Source organism: Psychrobacter urativorans (assembly GCF_001298525.1).
Lineage (GTDB): Bacteria > Pseudomonadota > Gammaproteobacteria > Pseudomonadales > Moraxellaceae > Psychrobacter > Psychrobacter urativorans_A.
The window spans coordinates 1,678,665-1,694,698 of sequence record NZ_CP012678.1 but is presented as its reverse complement, the minus strand read 5'-3'; the positions used below and the strand labels follow the sequence as shown (position 1 = coordinate 1,694,698).

The following is a 16,034-nucleotide window of genomic DNA, read 5'->3' as shown; positions in this document are numbered from 1 at the left end:
CTCTACTAAAAAACCCAAAGGGCTGACAAGTGATATAACGGCATTTAAAATGTCACTTAGTTTAACATACTGCCACTTTTATCTTTTGCTAAATTAATGACGGTGAAAGTGACTCATCAACCTATAACAGGCAGTCCATTCACAAATTTAGAATCATTTAAATCAATAGGATAACGGTTGTATAAATATTAAAAAACCAATGCGAAAAACAGGCATAACCAATAAAAAAAATGCGATAAAAATGATGCTCACTTTTCATATTAGAGTAATTCATATAACAGTAACTTAAGCTTAATTTGAGTCATCTTGATGACATTGCGATATAGTACGCACCGTCGTCCTAAAACTAAAATCGCTGTCTAATATAGTGCTGGTTATACCTGCCGCAGACTTATCAAACCCTAGCATCCAGCTGTCAAATGGTGAGACTAATAATAAGGGTAATTCCTCATTTGTATGGGTGGATACAACGCTGATAACCACCAAACTATCACGCAGCCAGACTGGCATAGCTAAGGTTTGAGTGAGTTTTTTACCTGCTTGTGGACGAGTGGCAAAGGCGGTTTGTAGCCGTTGTTGCCGACCTAATGGCGCAATTTTTAGCAAAAAATCGGCTTCATTCTCGAATATGTTAATGATATCTACGGACAAGTTTGGGGGCAGTGATTGATGCTCTAATAAGTAGGTTAATAAACGCTTGATAGTATCTGGCGTAAATTGTAATTGCCAACAGAAGCTATCGTTTGACCGCAGGGTAATTGTCTCTGTTTTCTTTTTAGAAGCATTATCAAATAAACAGTGTGAGGATAAAGTTAACGTTTGCTCATTAATAGGTAGTGTTAACCACTGTAAAAATGAGTGACTGAGTCGGTATAGATGCTGTCGATAGCGACGAATGGTATATATCTGCTTGCTAGCATACCAGTCTAGCGTCGTTTGATGGTTGGCATCAGTACGCTGAGTAAGCGCAAGCACATCATCAATGAGTTGCTTTGCTGGCGGTAATGACTCATCTTGTGCCAACCAATAATGTAGCAGTTGCCGTTGTCGGTGCAGAGGCATTGATTGCAGCTTATCAATATCAAGTACGCGCTGAAACGGGGGTTGGCATAATGGACTGATGGCGGTGTATTGACTATCTTGCGCAGCTTGTGTGCTGACAGTTGCGTGCGCATCGGCAAGTAACTGCGCACTACGGGCAATATTATGCACGACATTGGCATTATAAGTGGCTAACAATGGCATGATGTCACGGCGCAAACCACTACGCACATTATCACCGTCATCATTAGTCGGGTCATTAATATAAGGCAGCTTTAATTGTTCAGCATAAGTGGTAATAGCCGTTCTACGCACCGTTAGCCATGGTCGCCATAAGACATGGCAACGCGCGCCCTGCGACTGTTCCCGCCACGGCTGCATGCCCGATAAGCCATTAACTCCAGCGCCTTGCATCAACCGCATGAGCACAGTTTCGGCTTGGTCATCGGCATGATGGGCGAGTAATAAAACATCGTCTTGATTAATATGAGCAAACATCACCTGATAACGCGCTTGCCGTGCTGCTTGCTCATCATGTCCATTCACGGTTGCGCGCAAAATATGACACGGCATCTGCTGCGCCTGCGCCCATTGCGCCACATGCTGTGCCCAATGGTCACTATCTGCTTGTAAACCATGATTAACGTGCAGTAATTGCGGTAAAAATGGTAAATCACCTCGTCGATATAACTGTAAACATAACGCCGCTAACGCCAATGAATCGCGCCCGCCACTACAAGCCAACCAAATTCGGCGACCGTGAAGCTGGTCACGATAGTGCGCCACACTGGCTAGTAAAGCCTCCGCAAGCGACTGATCTATCAATGAATCAGCAGCGATAGACTGAATAGGATATTGGCGAATGGCGCTGCTATTTTTAGCATTGTTATTGTCATCATTATTGCTACTGCTCATAATCAAATCTTATCCATAAAAAAACGTGCCACAAAGTAGCACGTCAATTACTGTTTAGCCCGTAATGTCAAAAATTAAACATCAAGAACTGAACGTCAAACCGCTATGATTCAATGAGTAAATCATTAACCAGGAAGCATCACGTCTGAGTTAAAAGACTTAAATTTCTGATAGCGCTGCTCACAACGAGTATCCGCATCCATATCCTGTAGCTCATCAAGCTGTTCCATGAGCAACGCTTTAAGCGAATTCATGACGGGTTGCGGATGAATATGTGCGCCCTCACCTTCTGCAATTACCGCATCAATCAGGCCTAATTGGTATAAGTTATCAGCATTTAACTTCAATGCTTCACTAGCATCTTTGGCTTTTTCAGCGGTTTTCCATAAGATTGACGCACAACCTTCAGGAGAAATCACTGAATAGATGCTGTTCTGTAGCATATTCACTTTATCACCAACGCCAATTGCCAACGCGCCACCCGAACCGCCTTCACCGATAATGGTCACGATAATGGGCGTTTTTAGGCTAGAAAAGACCGCTATGCTTTCTGCAATCGCTTGCGCTTGACCGCGTTCTTCCGCACCAATACCAGGATATGCGCCTTGAGTATCAACAAAGGTCATCACTGGAATATTAAAGCGTTCCGCCATTTTTACCAAGCGAATCACTTTACGGTAGCCTTCAGGATTTGCCATACCAAAATTATGCTCAATACGCTCGCGAGTACTGCGTCCACGGTGTTGACCGATGACCATGACCGGCTTACCATCTAAGCGCGCCAAACCACCGATAATCGCTTTATCATCGGCATAAGCACGATCGCCATGCAACGCATCAAATTCGGTAAACATCTGATTGACATAATCCATAAATAATGGACGCTTGGCGTGACGTGCTAGCTGAACGCTATCCCAGACGGTACTCATAGACGTATCCTTTTTTGTCGTTTTATAAGGTGTGATAATGATATCTGTTAAGTAAATCACATATCAATATAGTACAGTTGTATACTCAATAAAAGCTATAGTAGCACAGTTAATATGCCATGACATTACTGACAACACTGCTTTTGTAATGCGGTAACAAGGATAAATAATAGCGCAAATGAGTGCCTCTCTGTGAAAAACAATAATACAGCGAAAACTTATTTTTCTTGGGTAGGAATAATACTCAGCTTCACACCCCACTTCGCAAACTGCTCAACCGCAGCATATAAATCTTGCAATAAAAATGCGTAATGCTCACTATGTTTAACGACAGTGAGCTGCCAACTATTCGTATCCGTAATGTTTAATTGTAGCGTCGGCGCACCATACTCACTACGGCTATGGTGCGTTAATACCGCCAGACGCAGCAGCAAACATAAATACACCAGCTGATCGCCGCCGATAAGATGCGTTTGTTCAAGCATATCCGCTTTAAGTTTATGGCGATGATTGAGCATCAACTGCGCCATACGCTTTTGATCAATGTGGGAAAATCCTGGAATATCTGAGTGCTCAAGTAAGTACGCACTATGTCGATGGTAGCTACTGTGGCTGATAGCCAAACCCATCTCATGCAAAAATGCTGCCCATCTCAGTAAGTCTGCGTCATCATTGGTCAAGCCTAATGGCGCTTGTACTTGCTCAAAAAGACGATGACTGGTGCTGACCACCTGTTTCGCCTGACGCTTATCGACTGAATAGCGTTTCACCAGCGCTTGCACGCTACGCTCACGGACATCTTCACTGGTAAAACGCCCCAACATATCGTACATCACCCCTTCGCGCAATGCCCCATCAGAGTAGATAATATTCTCAATACCGAACACTTCCATAATCGCTAGCAATACCGCAACCCCTGCCGGAAAGACCGACTGGCGATGTTCCTTAACGCCTTCTAGTTCAATATCATCGACATGAGCAATATCAATCAAGAGTTTCTTTAGATTTTTAACCCCTTGATAAGTAATACGCTCTTGCTCATCTGCCCAACCTTTAGACACCAAGACATTACGTACTGCCTTAATCGTACCACTCGAGCCAACCACACTACTCCAGCCTGTTTTTTGGTAGCGTCCATTAATAACCAATAATTTTTTACGCGCTGCGGCAATCGCTTTGTCAAAATCACTGGCAGTAATTTGACCGTCAGCAAAAAACTGCTGCGTAAAAGCGACACAACCCATCTGCAAGCTTTCGGTCAAGATCGGATCAAAACTCTGTCCAATAATAAATTCCGTTGAACCACCACCGATATCAATGACCAAACGCTTATCACTACTGGCATTGGTATGCGACACGCCCAAATAAATCAGTCGCGCTTCCTCACGACCGGCAATGACTTCAATCGGCTTGGGTAAAATTTCATTCGCACGTTTAATAAAATCATCGGCGTTTTTGGCTTGGCGTAACGCATTGGTAGCGACCACTCGAATACGCTCAGGCGCTACAGAATCAAGACGGGCGACAAAACGGCTGAGACAATCCAGACCGCGACGCTCAGCCGCCGCCCCTAAAATATTATGCTCATCCAATCCCGCGGCTAACTGCACCTTTTCGGACAAAGAAACCACCTTGCGCACTTCACCATGGTCAAGACGAGCGATTGCCAAATGAAAACTATTCGAGCCAATATCAATGGCAGCCATCAGTTCATCGTCAGCGAGCGCTTTATTTTCAAGAGTGTTAGTGAGCATAGGAAGAATAATTACCTTGTGGAATGGAGCAAATGGAGGAAACACGCGTTATACAGATAGATTTTGTCATTAAAGCATTTATGGCAAATACAGGCAAGCAGGACGCCATACTTACGCAAATATCATGAACAAGTCAGTATTGAATCAGTATATGATACTTTAATTTTCGCCAGTATTTTGGCGCTTTTAACATCATCAGTATGAATTGGCATTTTTTTAAATAAGATAAGTCTACTACTTTTAAATAAGTGTAAAAAAGCCAGCATCATCGATGATACTGGCTTTTTATGTCATATTGATAACAAAGCAAGGGTAGCTCAGTTATGCACTGTATTAGGCATTTGCCATTTCCGCAAAAACGTCATCAGCGGCTTGAATAGACATATCCAAATCTTCCTGACTGTGCTTGCTCGACATAAAGCCCGCTTCATAAGCCGAGGGCGCAAGATAAATGCCGCGATTTAACATACCATGAAAAAAGGTATTAAACGCTTCGATATCGCAATGGGTCACTTCATCGAAATCATGCGGTGTGGCGGTATCGCTATCTTTTACGAAGAACATACCAAACATACCGCCAAGTTTATTACTGCGCAGATGGATACCATGCTTGTCAGCAGCCGCTTGGATACCATCAATGAAGTAATCCACCTTAGCGGACAGCTCATCATAAAAACCGTCAACGATTAAGTCTTCAAACATCGCAATGCCCGCGCGCATGGCGAGCGGATTACCGGATAACGTGCCTGCTTGATAGACACCGCCTAGTGGCGCGATGCAGGACATAATCTCTTCTTTACCACCAAATGCACCAACTGGCAAGCCTGCACCAATAATTTTACCAAAACACGTTAAGTCAGGCTCAATACCAAAATGCGCTTGCGCACCGCCTAAACCAACACGGAAGCCAGTCATGACTTCATCAAATACCAATACCGCACCGTGTTCGGTACACTGCGCGCGCAACGTATCATGAAACGCTTGCTCAGGGATAATCATATTCATATTGCCAGCGATAGGCTCAACGATGACGCAGGCAATCTCAGCGCCCCATTTCGCAAAGCAATCAATGATGGCTTGTGGGTTATTATAGGGCAGCGTAATCGTATGCTTAGCAAAGTCAGCCGGTACACCTTTAGACGTTGGCTCACCGATATCAAGCATGCCTGAGCCAGCCTTGACCAATAAGCTGTCTGAGTGCCCATGATAGCAGCCTTCAAACTTCACGATTTTGTCACGTCCCGTAAAGCCACGCGCCAAACGAATCGCGCTCATGGTCGCTTCAGTGCCTGAGCTGGTCATCCGAATCATCTCAACGCTGGGCACAAGCTCGCAAATCTTATCGGCAACCGTCGTCTCAAATGGCGTTGGCGTACCAAAGCTAAGCCCATCATCAGCCGCTTTTTTAACCGCATCAATGACTTTTGGATGCGCGTGACCCAAAATCATTGGACCCCAAGAGCCGACATAATCAATATAGGCATTGTCTTCGGTATCATAAATTTTACTGCCGTTAGCGCGGTGCATAAATATCGGTGTACCGCCAACGCCCGCAAAAGCACGTACGGGAGAGTTCACGCCACCGGGGATATGTTTGCGCGCTTGAGCAAATAGCTGTTCATTTTTAGTACTCATAACGGTTCTCTACTTAATTATTCTCTATAATTTCATCAACCCTGCAACCACTTACGCTTTTTTGACCACCGATGATTTCAACTTCATTGGACCAAAGCCGTCAAGTCTGCAATCAATATCGTGTCCATCTGTCGCATCAGGCACTAGGCGGATACTTTTTGCTTTCGTACCTACTTTAATGACAATAGATGAGCCTTTCACCTTTAAGTCTTTAATAACCGTGACCGCGTCGCCATCTTGCAGCTCATTGCCAACGGCATCACGAATTACAGCGTCTTGTTCATCAGCATTTGCAGCGTCATTCTCAGCGGCCGTCCACTCATGAGCACACATCGGGCACACCAATAACGCGCCATCTTCGTAAGTATAGTCAGCAGCGCATTTTGGGCAATTAGGTAAGCTCATAATATCCTCGTTAATCATCAACAATGGGGTCTATTTCCGTCCTAGTATTGTACCGTAAGTCAGCATTTTTAACCAATCGCTTCGATTACAAAACAAGTTCTCTATCCAAAGTACAATTAAGCTCAGCGTTTTTGCTGCGCCTGTCTTTTATGGTACTCTTCTGTAGTCAATAAAAGTGCGAACACGCCCACTTTTCATAACGCCATTCCCATCATTTAATTTTTATAATAAGGATAATAACCATGACTCAGCATTTGAGCGCAGCTGCTATGCCACATGTGCCACAATTTCAACAATTAACCCTTCAAGGCGCTGATGCCGAAAAATTCTTACAAGGTCAATTAACCTGCGATGTCACAAAACTAGGTCTTAGCTATCAGGCCGCGGCTATCGGTAACTTAAAAGGACGTATTGAGTTTGGCATTTGGATAAAAAAACAAGCCGAGCAGCATTATGATGTGATCATCAGTACGGATTGCTCTGCATCTTTACAAGCACATTTGAAGAAATATGGCGCATTTTCCAAGTTTACAACCAGTGAACCAATCGCTATTTATCCTTGCGTACTCGATGATATGCCGACCTTTAGCCATCAAGACACCTATAACACGCCAGAGAATACGCAAGCTTGGATGCACTCTAGCCTTGCTCATGGCAACTACTGGATAGTGGCAGCGACCCAAGGCGAATTTCAGCCCCAAGAGCTGCGCTTACACCAACGTGGCGGTATGGACTACGATAAAGGCTGTTATCTTGGTCAAGAAGTTATCGCGCGTATTTACTTTAAATCAGCCCCAAAAGCCTTTTTGCATTATGTTCAAGGATCAGGGAACGTACCAGCCGCCGGTGAAAAGTTAGATAAAATACAAGTAGTCAATGCCATAGCAGACGACCAAAATATTCAAGGTTTTAAAGCACTCGTCGTCGCACGTCCTGAACATCTCGCTGAAAGTGAGTTGACTATATTAGAGTTACCGACTGCTTTACAAGCTGATGTGGCGCGCCCTAAATAAATCAGGTTAATAGACTTTGAACCTTATAAATAAACCGCGTTTTCGTTACGTATCGCAGCAACAACCTATGCCATTTACAACATAACTTGTGTACCTATAACATAGCAGGCGCATTTACTATAATTAAGTAACACTATAAACATTGGGCATACAGACAACACAGTGCTGACTGCTTATATTAGATATCACCAGTTAGCGACACGCTGATTGTGAAGTACCTAAAAAGAGAATAGATATTAATAATAAGTTAAAACCAAAGGCGTTATACATTTAGCCAGCTCAATGCATAATTTCTAAACAAGCTAAATAAAGAACGCAATAACAAAAATAAGGAAGCTAACAATGAACGAACATACTCTAAAAGGTGAATGGAACCAAATTAAAGGCGCAGTAAAGCAGAAATGGGCTGACCTGACTGATGACGATTTATTACACGTAGAAGGTAGCCGTGATAAATTGGTAGGTAAAGTTCAAGAGCGTTACGGTCATAGTAAAGATGATGCTGAACGTCAAGTAGACGAATGGCGTGACGAAAATAAATACTAATATTTAAATGAATAGTATTCAAATTTTTGAATAATTTATAAATGAAAAAACCGCATGATAATACTGCGGTTTTTTTATTGCTTAATTTTTAGTGGCTAGCTTTTTATTGGCTATTTTTGTGGTGGCTTAATGTTTTACAAAAGCCAGATACGATAAAACCGCATAGCAATGAGCTGTTATGCGGTTTTATGGTTAACGATCCGTGTTACCTATCACGACTGCGACCCCTGCATCCTTGCAAGCTACTCAGTATAGTGTGACAGTTAGGCATCCTGCCCATTACTTACTTACAACTACTAGTGGCATTAACTGCCTCAGCATAGATTATGTGTCCTTACTTCAGTGGCTATTATCATCCTGATGCTAGTCACTGAATCATTATCCATAATGCGGTAAACTCAATCCTTGAGTCACATTCCCTAATGCCGTGTGTCTATAATGTCAAATTGTTGCCCTGTTGTTAAGTCGCGTTAGCGTCATTGCGTGTAAGCATATGCTTACACAGACTACCTAGGTCTCATCGTGTTAGCGATAAACTAACCTATCCGCAACCCTATTCTCACGAAAAATACCGTAAGCTTACGCAAGCGTTGGCTTTATTTACAACTGATGAACACTAAAGAAATCTAAGCTCAAGTATTAGGCTTTACTATGGGTATGTAAGAAAATATTTCAGAGCATCTGATAATAATCAATTGTGGTAGTCATCGAAGACTCATCATCAAACTTAGGGTTATATTCCAAGTAATCTATTCTAAGTTGTATCTTCTTTCAACTAAGTTTTTAATAATGCTTTTATTAATAAGCACTAAACTGATAAATCACTCTTTACCCTTCTCATTACAGCAGTATAATTTTAAAAAAACCATATAAATACTAAATTTAAAAATATTATAGGAGACCGTATAATGAAAATATTACAGCATGCAACCCTCAAAACCACCGCATCTTCTGCACTGGTAGTCGCGTTATTAGGCACTACCATCGGTTGTACAGCAATGGCTTCAGACTACGGTAATCAAAACCAAGGTAACCAAAATTATAATAATCAATCGGCTTACCGCGATGGTAACTTCGGTACGATTGCTCAAAAGTTACGCAATGACCTGAGTCGTAGTGGCTATCAGGTCATGGATATTCAATCTGACGATTACCGCGGTGGTCAATCGCTTGTTGTTTATGCGAAGAAAAACAATAAACCCTATGAGCTTAAATATACTTATCCGGGTCTAAAGCTGATCAGCTCAAGCCAAAAAGACTGGTCGAACGTCTGGAAAGATAAGAACCATAATAACGGCAATCGTTACAACACCAATGGTCATAATAATAACGGCAAATATAACAATAATAACTACCGTAATAAAAATAATAATATCGAAGATAACATAAAGAGAGAAGCGCGTTATCCTGCTATTAAACAACGTGCGGTTAGAAAAGTCGAAGAGCTGGGCTATAGAGTCAAAGATATTGAGCTGAAAGAAAAAAACAATCGTGGTATCTTCGAAATTGAGGCAAAACGCGGCTCACAAGACTATGAGATTATCCTTGGCTACCCCGATTTAAATGTTATTAAACTTGAAAAAGACTGATATTTAGATACTAATATTATAAAAAGTCAGTAATGAGTAAGAAAAAAATGGTCATTACTAAAATGTATTTTGCATTATAAAGATAAGTTTTGGCGTCATTTATGACTTGACGCCTTTGGTCAAATAAATCAGTCCTTGATTTATTTGGCTTTTTTTTATAATGTTTTTAACAACTCCTTAATGAGCCGTCCTAAAACTTAACATACCTTACTAAAAACAATAACTTCCTAAAACTTATAATGAGACCTTATTATGACAACCAAAACCTTATTAAAAACGTCTATTGCTTCTAGCCTTGTTGCCGCTTTATTAGCAGTTACCACTGGCTGCGCCACGACACCTGGCTACAATGCTTATGGCGATATTTATGAGGATGTTTATAAAGACAGCAGCTTATATAAAAAACATAAGAAAACGATTAAATCCATTGATAAGGATATTTATCAGCCTGCCATTGAGCAAGCAGCCGCCAATAAAGTCAGCAGCATGGGCTACCGCGTTAAAGATGTGAAATACAAAAAAGGCGACCGCACTATTAAGATAAAAGCCGAACGCAATCGCCAAAATTATAAAATTGAGCTTGGCTATCCCAACTATAATGTGATTAATATCAAAGAAGACTAAAATTATTATTTATTAAAATTGAGCTATTATAAATCAAGTACTTCAATGACATCATAAGCGGGCGTTTCATAAGGATGCGCGCGCTTTAAAGCAGTAATGACTGGTTCGATAACTGCCTTAGCCACCACCATTTCAACGCGCCATTCCTCAACAGTTTCTAGCCTATCTTGCACACCAATATGTGGACGACTTCCCACCAAAGGCATGAATTGCCCTGTGCCTTTTACTTGCCAGCAGCAATATTGATAATCTCCAATTGTGCCAGCGCCAGCCGCGAATAAAGCGCTTTTGACGGACTCTAAAGCCTCTTCTGGAATAAAGACGGTGAGCTTATACATCAGATAGCCTTAATAAAAAATACGTATGGATAAGATAATATTACTTTTATTTTTTTGATAAAGAGGGATGATCGGTCCATACATAACGCAGTAACCAATCCTTGGCTTCACCTGCGTAATCAACACCGATGCGGGGACGCAACGAGATGGGTGGCTGACAACCATCATCCTCAACCCAAACACCAGATTCCGGACAGATAGACTTGCCGTATAAGTCACGATCAATTTGCAAGCGTAGGGTAAGTTTACCGGGACCAGCGAATTGTTTTGGATGGATAAACTGTTTTTCTGGACTCAGCTGTTGTTCTTCTACCAAGCGGTCGCTACTGTCCGTTAAAAACCCAGCACGTATTAGCACTGCTTCCGGCGATTCCTCGTTACCACTGACTAGGTTGAGCATATGGTGGATACCATAAGTCAAATAGACATAGACGACGCCCCCTTGTCGATACATGATTTCTGTACGTGCAGTGCGCGTGCCCGCATGAGCATGGCAAGCCGCATCACCCTCGCCAATATAAGCTTCGGTTTCTGAGATGCGCATACGCAGTACTTTAACTGAACCATCGCTATCCGTCAGCTGGCGACACAATACTTTGCCAATTAAGTCGGCAGCGACCACGCAAGTTGGACGGGTAAACCATCGTGGTTCTAATACCATAGAGTGCAGATGAGAAGACTTAACGAGGGATGATTTAGACGTTGGCATCAGTACGACCTTTTTTATTTTTATGATGGTGTTATTAATATCTAATAAGTTAGCATAAAAAAAGAAGGAGATAGTGTTGACAATGTTTACCCTGTGTTTGAGGACTGTTTAAGAATTTTTAGCAAAAAAACTGAGCGCATATAACCGTAAATATCACACGAGCGCATATTTTAATGAACTGTTTAGAGTAGCGTTAAATAAAGCCTTAGTCGATTATACCCCGTTCGTTAGCTCAATGAGATATTGGAATAGTTAGGGTTTTTAAGATAGACCCCAAAAATATAATCGCTATTATGATGAATTTTGAAATAGCCGATTTATTCAATTTAGAAAACCATTATTGTTATATAGCAAAAAAGACCAAAAGTACTTGGTCGATACCCCATTATTTACTTCCTATAGTAGAAAATAAATAGAACGAAGCAGATATTGACATCATTAAGGGTCAGTAAATATAATTCGATTTATACCGTAAAATATAAATTTATTATTCACTACATTTTTCAACCAAAAAGCTCTCAATGCTTTCTTTAGTATATAAATGATATTGATAGGCAATACTGGTTACGATTCTATTTAGCGAATTACGACATAAATAGTCATAGTCATAATTAAGAATCAAGGTTGCATAATATGCTATTAGACCATAGTCAACGTCAAACGAATCAACAACTTCGCTCTCTTCACCGCAGATAAATATATTTACATCTGACAAATACATAATATCTCTTCTTTATCGATTGAATTTATTGCCAATAGTAGAGAGTGAATGTTACAACTTTATGAATATAATATAGCTTGCCTAAATTTCACTTATTTTAGATTTTTTATTAGTCTCTATAGATATAGACACCATGACTTTCTTTTTCTTTTGGTGTAATAGGGACTTTTAGCCATCTTTGCCAAAAACTAGCTTTTATATGGCGTTACGGTGAATAGTTTATAGTTAAAGTCTATTTAAGTGATTCATTTTCATAAATAACATTTGCTATATCAAATATATATTTTTATATATTTGATATAGCTAGCAATCGTATTGAAAATAGTAATACACTCAAGACTAAATACTTATTAGCCAACAAAAGTGAGGGTATTGCTATGAACCATATTTATCGTATTGTCTTTAACCGCTCGTTGGGTGTCTATCAATGTGTGTCGGAGATTGCTAAGACACAAGGTAAGTCATCTGGTCGTTCAGCGACTACTAAGAGAGGTGCTGGTTTTACCCTACGCGCCTTGTCGGTATCTATGCTCAGTATATTTGCTCTAGGAACGACGACTGCGGCTCTAGCAACGGTTTATAATAATGGGCTGACCACTAATCTAGGAGTCCACTATACCGTTTCTGCTGCTGGCGATGAGGTCAAAAAAGTGAATACTGTGGTGAAGGCGGATAATTTATTTATAAGTGAAACCAGTCTACTTATTACTAATAAAGGTAAGGTTAAAATAGCCAACACTGCAACGATGAGTAAAGACGCTAACTTAGAAATCAAAAATAAAGGTATGTTAACGGCTCAGAAATTAAACGTGGGCGGTGGCGGTGGTATTAATAACAACATCAAGATATCTACTGGTGGTCAACTACAAGCGTCTAATATTTATCTTGGTGAGTCTATAGGCGGCGAAGGTAACTTGACTGTTACTGATATAGGTTCCTTACTGGAAGCTAAAGAGAGGCTAGTTGTTGGAAACGATGGTAAAGGAAGCCTTACAATTGCAGACGGTGGCTCAGTTTCAGTAGTTGATTATAATGATGAACTTGGAGGTTTGGTTGATGTGGGTTCCGCAAAAGGTAGTGATGGGAAATTAATTATTACAGGTGCTGGATCAAATCTGACAACTTCCTATTATGATGCTAATTATGATGTTTATCGTACTTACGGTATTTTGACTATTGGAAACAAGGGTAAAGGCAGCGCAACCATTGCCGACGGTGGTTCTGCCATAGTAGGTGATGTGCATCTTGGTTCCGAAAAAGGTAGTGAAGGCAGTTTAACCGTTACGGGTGTCGGTTCAGAACTGGATAATAATGGCATTTTTATTATTGGAAACGAGGGTAAAGGAAACGTTACCATTAAAAACGGTGCTTTAGCTCGATTAACTTATCCGACTCTTGGTCTCGCAAAAAGAGGTGAAGGCAGTTTAACCGTTACTGGTGCCGGATCACAACTGGATGCGTTTGATGATTTGATTATTGGAAACAAGGGTAAAGGTAGTGTTACCGTTGCAGATGGTGGATTTATTGATGCTTATGAAAGTGTTTATATTGGCGATGCTACCACTGGAAAAGGTAATTTAATCGTTACCGGTACTAACTCTAAACTGATTATTGATACTTTTTTAGGTATTGGAAACGAGGGTAAAGGCAGTGCAACCATTGCTGATGGAGGGTTAGTACAGGCAGTATCTATTAATGTTGGTTTATTAACAGGTAGTGAAGGCAATTTGCTCGTTACTGGTGCCGGATCAAGACTGGAATCCAATGGCTATTTTACTGTTGGACAGGAGGGTAAAGGCAGCGCTACTATTGCCGACGGCGGCTTAGTTTCTACAAGGTATGTTGATAATGGACAAGAGATTAATATTGGTGAGTACGCCACTGGCGAAGGTGATTTGACCGTTAACGGTACTAACTCACAAGTAATTGCGGATAATGTATTTGTTGGTAATGAAGGCAAAGGTACTTTGAACATCAACGATAATGGACACGTTATAACTGGAAGTATTAGCAGAGGTAGTGATTCTAAATTATCAGTGATCAACTTTGATAACGGCACTCTAGAATTATCCGACGCTCAGTCAGCCAACCAGGCCGCCGACCCGTCAGCTGGACGACCCGCCCTATTCGACAACTTCACCAGCGCAAACACGATTAACCTTGCGAGCGGTGGCGGTACTATTGACACCAATGAGTTTGATATCAGCGTATTCAATGACGCCAGAATCACTGGCAGTGGCAACTTCACTAAAATGGGTAGTGGTAAACTGGCCATGAACAGTGCCACTAAAGCGTGGAGCGGCGACACCGACATCAACCAAGGTACCTTGCAGTTAAATGGCGATTACAACATGCGCAAGGGTGAAGTATTAGCGATTGGACTGAATACGCTGACCGACTACGGCCAACTTAAGGTGACGGGTAGTGCTGATATCAGTCAAGGTAAGCTGCAAGTGAATGCCGCAGACGCCGTACAAGTCCTAACCGGTAATCCTGTATGGAATAATGTCGTATCCGCCAATACCCTTACCGGTAAATTTGCAGCTGTTAATGACAACAGCTTACTCGTGAGTTTTTTGACCGACTATAGCGATGCCAATAGCGTACATTTAAAAATGGTACGCGACGCCACCTTCGTTGACGCGATTAAGAGCCAAACTAACCAAACAGCGCTAAATCTTGCTAGTGTATTAGACTTATCAATTACCGATCGCTTGGATAATAACGCCAATGCGCTTGCTGATGCTTTAATTGTCTCAACCATCAACTTTGATCAGCCCAAGCTCGCTGCTGCTGCTAATGAATTGCAACCATTATTGATGGGTGCCACCAATCGACTCATTACCGACAGCAACTACGCGACCACGGAAGCTATTATCGAACGCAGTCTCACCAATCCTAATCGTGGTGTATGGGCGAAAATTATCGGTAGTGACAGCAGTCATGACGAAGAAGATGGTATTGCTGGTTATGATGCAAGTAGCTACGGTGCCATCGTTGGTATTGACAGCCCCATTAACGACAATCTAAACCTTGGTGTTGCGTTCTCTTATATCGACAGTGATGTCGATAGCAATAGCCGTGCCCTTGATCATGAAATGAAAACTAAGAATTGGCAAATACTTGGGTATGGTAATTACGCAGCGAGTGAAGCCACTCAGGTGAACTTCCATGCCGGTGCCGGTAGCAGCGATGTTAAAGGTCAGCGTCATATTACAATATTGACCGACGCCACCGCTAGCTCTGACTATTCTGTTGATACCCTACAGGCAGGATTTGGTATCGGTCATCGTATCGGTAATGAGTTACGTAACTTCACCCCATTTGCACAAATGAATTATGCTCGTGCTGAAAGTGACGGTTATCGTGAAACCGGTGCTGGGGTTTACAACCTAGATGTAGATGAGAATACGTACGAATCGCTACGCTGGACAGCTGGTGTAAAAATGTCACAAGCACTGACGCCTAAATTAGCGCTCACAGGCCAGTTAGCAGCAGCAATAGAGAATGGTGATCGCCGCTCTGATATTACTGCCAGCTTCATTGGTATGCCTAATGCGAACTTTACGACTACCGGGCAAGAGATTGGCCGTGAAATTGGTATTGTAGGTGTTGGTCTAAGCTATATGCCAACCGCCAATACGAAGCTGTCCGCAGGCTATCGTGGAGAGTGGCGTGATAACTACAATGATCAAGGGGCAAGTATTGCTCTGCAGACGTCGTTCTAGAGGGTAGTACGTCATAATCGATAGTCTTATCAAAGAAAAAGCTTGAACTCAGGTCAACTGGGTTCAAGCTATTTTTATAGGTGGCTG

At 41.8% G+C, this 16,034-nt stretch carries 12 protein-coding genes; 5 read left to right on the top strand and 7 right to left on the bottom strand.

Features of this window, described 5'->3' with window-relative positions; genetic code table 11:
• Nucleotides 1–291 precede the first annotated feature (291 nt).
• The 5 genes from tilS to AOC03_RS07280 form a co-directional block, all read right to left on the bottom strand.
• Entirely contained in the window at nt 292–1,956 is a 1,665-nt protein-coding gene (gene tilS / locus AOC03_RS07300) for a tRNA lysidine(34) synthetase TilS (RefSeq protein ID WP_062534651.1), read from the bottom strand.
• 125 nt (nt 1,957–2,081) lie between these two features.
• Nucleotides 2,082–2,885, bottom strand: a complete 804-nt coding sequence (locus tag AOC03_RS07295; RefSeq protein ID WP_062534649.1) for an acetyl-CoA carboxylase carboxyltransferase subunit alpha — start codon at nt 2,883–2,885, stop codon at nt 2,082–2,084.
• 218 nt (nt 2,886–3,103) lie between these two features.
• Nucleotides 3,104–4,639: an exopolyphosphatase gene (ppx, locus tag AOC03_RS07290; RefSeq protein WP_062534647.1), complete on the bottom strand. Its 1,536-nt coding sequence runs from the start codon at nt 4,637–4,639 to the stop codon at nt 3,104–3,106.
• A gap of 333 nt (nt 4,640–4,972) precedes the next feature.
• Nucleotides 4,973–6,274, bottom strand: a complete 1,302-nt coding sequence (gene hemL / locus AOC03_RS07285) for a glutamate-1-semialdehyde 2,1-aminomutase (RefSeq protein WP_062534646.1) — start codon at nt 6,272–6,274, stop codon at nt 4,973–4,975.
• Nucleotides 6,275–6,325: 51 nt separating this feature from the next.
• Nucleotides 6,326–6,679, bottom strand: coding sequence for a zinc ribbon domain-containing protein YjdM (locus AOC03_RS07280; protein WP_062534644.1), 354 nt, complete (start codon nt 6,677–6,679; stop codon nt 6,326–6,328).
• A gap of 242 nt (nt 6,680–6,921) precedes the next feature.
• Between AOC03_RS07280 and AOC03_RS07275 the strand changes: the two genes are divergently transcribed.
• From AOC03_RS07275 to AOC03_RS07260, 4 genes are all read left to right on the top strand, one after another.
• On the top strand, nt 6,922–7,692 hold the full coding sequence (locus AOC03_RS07275; protein WP_062534642.1) for a YgfZ/GcvT domain-containing protein: 771 nt from the start codon (nt 6,922–6,924) through the stop codon (nt 7,690–7,692).
• A 342-nt stretch (nt 7,693–8,034) separates the two neighbouring features.
• Entirely contained in the window at nt 8,035–8,238 is a 204-nt protein-coding gene (locus AOC03_RS07270; protein ID WP_062534640.1) for a CsbD family protein, read from the top strand.
• Nucleotides 8,239–9,146: 908 nt separating this feature from the next.
• Nucleotides 9,147–9,827, top strand: coding sequence for a hypothetical protein (locus AOC03_RS07265; protein ID WP_062534638.1), 681 nt, complete (start codon nt 9,147–9,149; stop codon nt 9,825–9,827).
• Nucleotides 9,828–10,079: 252 nt separating this feature from the next.
• The gene (locus tag AOC03_RS07260; RefSeq protein ID WP_062534636.1) at nt 10,080–10,451 is read left to right on the top strand and encodes a hypothetical protein; all 372 of its coding nucleotides are present in this window, start codon (nt 10,080–10,082) and stop codon (nt 10,449–10,451) included.
• 26 nt (nt 10,452–10,477) lie between these two features.
• Here AOC03_RS07260 and AOC03_RS07255 read toward each other — a convergent pair whose 3' ends face one another.
• A complete protein-coding gene (locus AOC03_RS07255; protein ID WP_062534634.1) occupies nt 10,478–10,789 on the bottom strand; it encodes an NGG1p interacting factor NIF3 in 312 nt (103 codons plus the stop codon).
• 46 nt (nt 10,790–10,835) lie between these two features.
• Nucleotides 10,836–11,498, bottom strand: a complete 663-nt coding sequence (locus AOC03_RS07250; RefSeq protein ID WP_062534632.1) for a DNA-3-methyladenine glycosylase — start codon at nt 11,496–11,498, stop codon at nt 10,836–10,838.
• A 1,098-nt stretch (nt 11,499–12,596) separates the two neighbouring features.
• On the opposite strand from AOC03_RS07250, the gene AOC03_RS07240 reads away from it, so the two are divergent.
• A complete protein-coding gene (locus AOC03_RS07240) occupies nt 12,597–15,947 on the top strand; it encodes an autotransporter domain-containing protein (RefSeq protein ID WP_062534628.1) in 3,351 nt (1,116 codons plus the stop codon).
• Nucleotides 15,948–16,034 lie beyond the last annotated feature (87 nt).